The organism is Paucilactobacillus wasatchensis, assembly GCF_000876205.1.
Classification (GTDB): Bacteria; Bacillota; Bacilli; order Lactobacillales; family Lactobacillaceae; genus Paucilactobacillus; species Paucilactobacillus wasatchensis.
This window is the reverse complement of the sequence record NZ_AWTT01000068.1, coordinates 1-4,799: the sequence shown is the minus strand read 5'-3', so window position 1 is coordinate 4,799 and position 4,799 is coordinate 1. Positions and strand designations below refer to the sequence as shown.

The window sequence follows — 4,799 nt, the reverse complement described above, 5'->3', positions numbered from 1 at the left end:
TCCATTCGCAGCCACAGATACCTTCGTGTAACAAAAAAATTTACATATCAGAATTCAAAAAGCGAATTATGATATGTAAATTTTTACGTTACTCTACGGTATCTATGCGTGGCTGCTCGCACTCTATTTTTTGGTAATATCCGTTCCGAAATACTTCTTTGACAACTTAGTTAACGTTCCATCGGCACGCAATTCTTTTAATGCCTTATTAACTTTAGGCGATAATTTGCTGCCTTTTTTTAAGATACCGGCAATTTTTTGTGTTTGAACACTATTGCCACCGCTAACTAAACGGATGTTGGCGTTGGGCTTTTGTTTCAAGTATGCGCCAAATGAGCCATTTGAATTGATTGTTCCGTCAGCACGACCTTGTAAGACGAGTGCCATTGATTGTTCAAAATCACTGGTTGGTACAACTGTTGCGCCGAGTCGTTTGGCATCTGTTGCATTTTCACTGGTTGTAGTTTCAGCCATTTTTTTACCCTTAATGTCGGTAATCTTGTTGATCGATGTATTGTCTTTTTTAACTGCTAATTGCGATTTTGAATAAATATAGGGTGTTGTAAATGTATATTTTTTAGCTCGTTGCTTGGTAATTGCAACATTGTTTAGCACAATATCATATTTATCGACGTTCAACCCAGCGATCAGTGAATCCCACTTTGTTTCCACAAAAACAGGTTTCAGATCCATTTTTTTAGCAATTGCTTTGCCTAGTTCAACTTCAAAACCAGTTAACTTGTGGTTGGCGTGATAGCTATACGGTTGGAAAGTACCTTCTAGCCCAATCGTCAATTTTCCTGGTGTTTTCTCAGCTGAACTGGAACTAGATTTACCACAGCCTGCCAATCCAATTATCAATAATCCAACAGCCATCAAACCGCCCAAAACTTTAAATAAACGTTTCATTAAAAAATTTCCTCCTCCAAAAAGATCCCTAATCATCTTACGGATTTAAATGGTAATTGTCAAAATTAGTTGACCACGGTAACGAAAAATCTTTGGATTGGTACTTTCAAACCTGTTTAAGCTATAATCGAGCTAACATAAAATTGATGGAGGATTCGCGATGAAATCAGATAAAGTTTTATATCATGCTGAAATGGTGAATAAAGAAGGGCTACCTGGTCGTTCTTATGTTAAGGGACAGGGCGAATTAAATGTGCCAGTTAGCAGCCCACTCAAGCCACAACAAGGAGCCAATCCAGAACAGTTTGTTGGCTTAGCTTTAGCAACTTGTCTTAATGCCACACTGCAGGCAATTGAAAAACAGCGCGGTTTTGAACATAAAAGTCAGGTTCAAGTCGGGGTTGATATGATGTATGACACGCATGGATATCAATTCATGGTCGATGGGCAGGTGTTAATTCCTGATCAGCCGCGCGAGATTGCTGAAGAAATGTTGGCTGAAGCGGAAACGCGTTGCCCAGTCGCTAAGTTGTTACAAGGCAGTTCCAATGTTCACGTGCATGTGGTTGACGTATTTGATTTTGCGACGGCAGTTGATTCATAAAAAGGAGCATTCAAATGACGAATCCCAGAATTTTTGCCATGCCATTTAGCCAGATCTATCCGCTCTATATTAATAAGGTAGAGCGAAAAGGCGCCACCAAAGCAGACGTTGATGAGGTTATTATGTGGTTAACCGGCTATAGTCAGGTGCAGTTGCAACAACGGCTGGCCAGCCAAGCTAGTTTGAAAACATTTTTTGAAGAGGCACCGGATTTTAATGCCAATGCACAGCTAATTACGGGTGTGATCTGTGGCGTTAGGGTGGAAGAAATTGAGAATCCACTGTTACAAAAAATTCGCTACTTAGATAAACTAGTCGATGAAGTTGCCAAAGGTAAGGCAATGGTCAAAATTTTGCGCAAATAAAAGCTGAACGAATTGTGTTTTACCAGCATATTGTTAGTGTGCTGTTATTGTTCATGTTATACTGAAATTATAAAATAAATAATGGAGGTACTAGCATGGCAAAGAAACTATACTCGAATAAAATGATTAATCGTGGTGGTCGTGAAGGTCAAGTGCACTCACCAAATGGCAAGTTGGATTTACAAATTACACCACCAGGTAAGGGTGGCACTAACCCAGAGGAATTATTTGCAGCTGGCTATTCATCATGTTTCAATGAAGGCTTGGAAGAAGTGATGGCCGAAGCACAAATTGACGCAGAGCATATTATTAGTGCTGATGTTGCCTTATATAGTGGTGGTGCCAGCGAATATCATATTGGAGTCGTCTTAACCGGGCGGATTAAGGGGTTGTCTGTAGAGCAGCAAGAACAACTACTAGCAGCTGCAGATAAAATTTGCCCATACTCCAAGGCCATCCGTGGGAATGTCGATGTTCAACTGAGCGTGGACGATACGTTAGAATTCTAAATTTAATTAATAAGGAAGCTGGCTGCTGAGAAGAGCCCGCTTTTTTTTGTGGAATCGGGCAAGATTGAAAAATTTGTGTAAATTAATTTAAATTGATAAGTAAACGGTTCCATTCCGTGGTATATTAAAGCTGTCAATCAAGGAGGCAAATATGATGCATACACATAAAAAACCAATTCCGAAAAAAGCGTGGCCGTTTGTTGTTGTGAGCGGCTTGATTCAACTGTGGGCGTTAATCGATATTATTAAGAGTAGTGTGTTTATTCGTGGAAATAAGGCGTTGTGGCTTTGCTTGGTCTTTGTGATGCCACCGTTTGGAGCGCTGGCTTATTATGCGTTTGGGCGTGAGGCATTTTAGGGTGTGCACTGGAGATTTTGATGGTGGAAACGTGCGATCAGCGGCAGATGCTTAGAGCTAAGAGCAGAATAATAATCAATAAATCACAGACCGATTTATTAATCGTTATTCAGTATTTAGCCTCGACAACCTAGCGTTACTGATGGGTACTCTTAAACGTGCGATCAGCGGCAGATGCTTAGAGTTGAGAGCAGAATAACAATCAATAAATCACAGACCGATTTATTAATCGTTATTCAGTATTTAGCCTCGACAACTTAGCGTTACTGATGGGTACTCTTAAACGTGCGATCAGCGGCAGATGCTTAGAGCTAAGAGCAGAATAACAATCAATAAATCACAGACCGATTTATTAATCGTTATTCTGCTCTTAGCTTACAGCATCTTAACGCCGCTGATCGCACTCTGGTTGCTAATCTTCTCTCATTGTATTATGATGACATTATTGAAAACACGAAGGCATTTCAAGTAGACATATAGAGAGGCAATGGTTGGTGAAAATTGCTTGTCGAAACTCCGATGCGTTAATGTGGGCGGGTAATTCCGCACGGCAGTTGGCCGTTACCCAATATCGAGGGTGTCAGTAGACAAACTTGGGTGGTACCGCGGAAAAGAGCCATTTCGTCCCAAAATAGATGGGATGAATGGCTCTTTTTTTGGAGGTAAATTAGATGTTAGATATTAAGAAAATGCGTACAAATCCTGATTTTTATCGGGAACGATTGGCTACGCGCGGAGTGGCGGTTGAGGATTTAGATGATATTTTTTCGTTGGACGAACAACGACGTGACTTAATCAAACAGACAGAAACGCTGAAGGCTAAGCGTAACGATGTGTCAAAAGAGATCGCACAAGCTAAACGTAATAAAGAATCAGCTGATGATGCAATTGCTGCGATGCAACAAGTCGGTAAAGATGTTAAAAAGTTAGATGAACAATTGAACGAAGTTGAAGCTGATTTTCAAAATAAAATGGCACACTTGCCCAACATGCCCCACGAAGGGATTCCGGTGGGCCCTGATGAATCAGTCAACGTGGAGTTACGCAAGGTGGGTGAGACACCTAACTTTAATTTTGAACCAAAAGCACACTGGGACATTGGCGAAGGCCTCGGTATTTTAGATTTTGAACGTGCTGCGAAAGTATCTGGTGCTCGTTTCGTTTACTACGTCGGTCTAGGTGCGCAGTTAGAACGAGCTGTCTATAACTTTATGTTGGACGAACACATGAAGGAAGGTTACACGGAAGTATTGCCACCATACCTAGTCAATAGTAAAGCGATGTACGGTACTGGTCAATTTCCAAAGTTTAAGCAAGACGTTTATCAAATTGAAAACGAAGACCAGGATTTGACGATGATCCCAACAGCCGAAGTTCCATTGACAAACTATTTTGCGAATGAAGTTATCCCGGCGGAAAAATTGCCAGTTTACGTAACCGCATTGACACCATCTTTCCGTTCGGAAGCAGGTTCTGCTGGCCGCGATACTCGTGGTTTAATTCGGATGCACCAATTTAACAAGGTTGAAATGGTTAAGTACACGAAGCCAGAGGACTCATACGCAGAATTGGAAAAAATGACTGGTAATGCCGAGAGAATTCTGAAAAAATTAGGATTAGCATACCACGTTATCACACTTTCGACTGGCGACATGGGCTTTTCAGCCGCAGAAACACATGATATTGAAGTGTGGATGCCAGAACAAAACATCTATCGCGAAATTTCTAGCTGTTCAAATACGGAAGATTTCCAAGCACGGCGGGCCCATATTCAGTACCGCGATGATAACGGCAAACTGCAGTATGTTAATACGCTAAACGGTTCGGGATTAGCAGTAGGTCGCACAGTTGCTGCTATTTTGGAAAACTACCAAAATGAAGACGGCTCAGTAACAGTACCGGAAGTACTAGTACCATATTTCCATGGAATTGAGAAAATTACTAAGGACAATGCGGTGCCATTTAATAACTAGAGTGAAAAAAAGCGCGCCCAGAAGTCGTAGTATAATGAGTAAAAGCCTGTAGAGGTGATTCGAATTTGGAATCACCTCTAC

At 41.1% G+C, this 4,799-nt stretch carries 6 protein-coding genes; 5 read left to right on the top strand and 1 reads right to left on the bottom strand.

Features of this window, described 5'->3' with window-relative positions:
• Window positions 1-123 precede the first annotated feature (123 nt).
• Window positions 124-909, bottom strand: a complete 786-nt coding sequence (locus tag WDC_RS08855; RefSeq protein WP_044011504.1) for a transporter substrate-binding domain-containing protein — start codon at window positions 907-909, stop codon at window positions 124-126.
• Window positions 910-1,069: 160 nt separating this feature from the next.
• On the opposite strand from WDC_RS08855, the gene WDC_RS08850 reads away from it, so the two are divergent.
• From WDC_RS08850 to serS, 5 genes are all read left to right on the top strand, one after another.
• Window positions 1,070-1,513 carry an OsmC family protein gene (locus WDC_RS08850; protein WP_044011503.1) on the top strand — a complete coding sequence of 148 codons (444 nt, stop codon included), beginning with the start codon at window positions 1,070-1,072 and terminating at the stop codon, window positions 1,511-1,513.
• A gap of 14 nt (window positions 1,514-1,527) precedes the next feature.
• The gene (locus tag WDC_RS08845; protein WP_044011502.1) at window positions 1,528-1,878 is read left to right on the top strand and encodes a DUF2200 domain-containing protein; all 351 of its coding nucleotides are present in this window, start codon (window positions 1,528-1,530) and stop codon (window positions 1,876-1,878) included.
• Between the two features lie 95 nt (window positions 1,879-1,973).
• Window positions 1,974-2,387, top strand: coding sequence for an Ohr family peroxiredoxin (locus WDC_RS08840; RefSeq protein WP_044011501.1), 414 nt, complete (start codon window positions 1,974-1,976; stop codon window positions 2,385-2,387).
• Between the two features lie 151 nt (window positions 2,388-2,538).
• On the top strand, window positions 2,539-2,745 hold the full coding sequence (locus WDC_RS08835) for a PLDc N-terminal domain-containing protein (protein WP_082040984.1): 207 nt from the start codon (window positions 2,539-2,541) through the stop codon (window positions 2,743-2,745).
• 671 nt (window positions 2,746-3,416) lie between these two features.
• Window positions 3,417-4,718: a serine--tRNA ligase gene (serS, locus tag WDC_RS08830; protein ID WP_044011499.1), complete on the top strand. Its 1,302-nt coding sequence runs from the start codon at window positions 3,417-3,419 to the stop codon at window positions 4,716-4,718.
• The last annotated feature ends 81 nt before the right edge of the window (window positions 4,719-4,799 follow it).

Coding starts and splice junctions, on each gene's coding strand:
- WDC_RS08855 (WP_044011504.1), bottom strand. CDS start 909: ATGAAACGTTTATTTAAAGTTTTGGGCGGTTTGATGGCTGTTGGATTA.
- WDC_RS08850 (WP_044011503.1), top strand. CDS start 1,070: ATGAAATCAGATAAAGTTTTATATCATGCTGAAATGGTGAATAAAGAA.
- WDC_RS08845 (WP_044011502.1), top strand. CDS start 1,528: ATGACGAATCCCAGAATTTTTGCCATGCCATTTAGCCAGATCTATCCG.
- WDC_RS08840 (WP_044011501.1), top strand. CDS start 1,974: ATGGCAAAGAAACTATACTCGAATAAAATGATTAATCGTGGTGGTCGT.
- WDC_RS08835 (WP_082040984.1), top strand. CDS start 2,539: ATGATGCATACACATAAAAAACCAATTCCGAAAAAAGCGTGGCCGTTT.
- serS (WP_044011499.1), top strand. CDS start 3,417: ATGTTAGATATTAAGAAAATGCGTACAAATCCTGATTTTTATCGGGAA.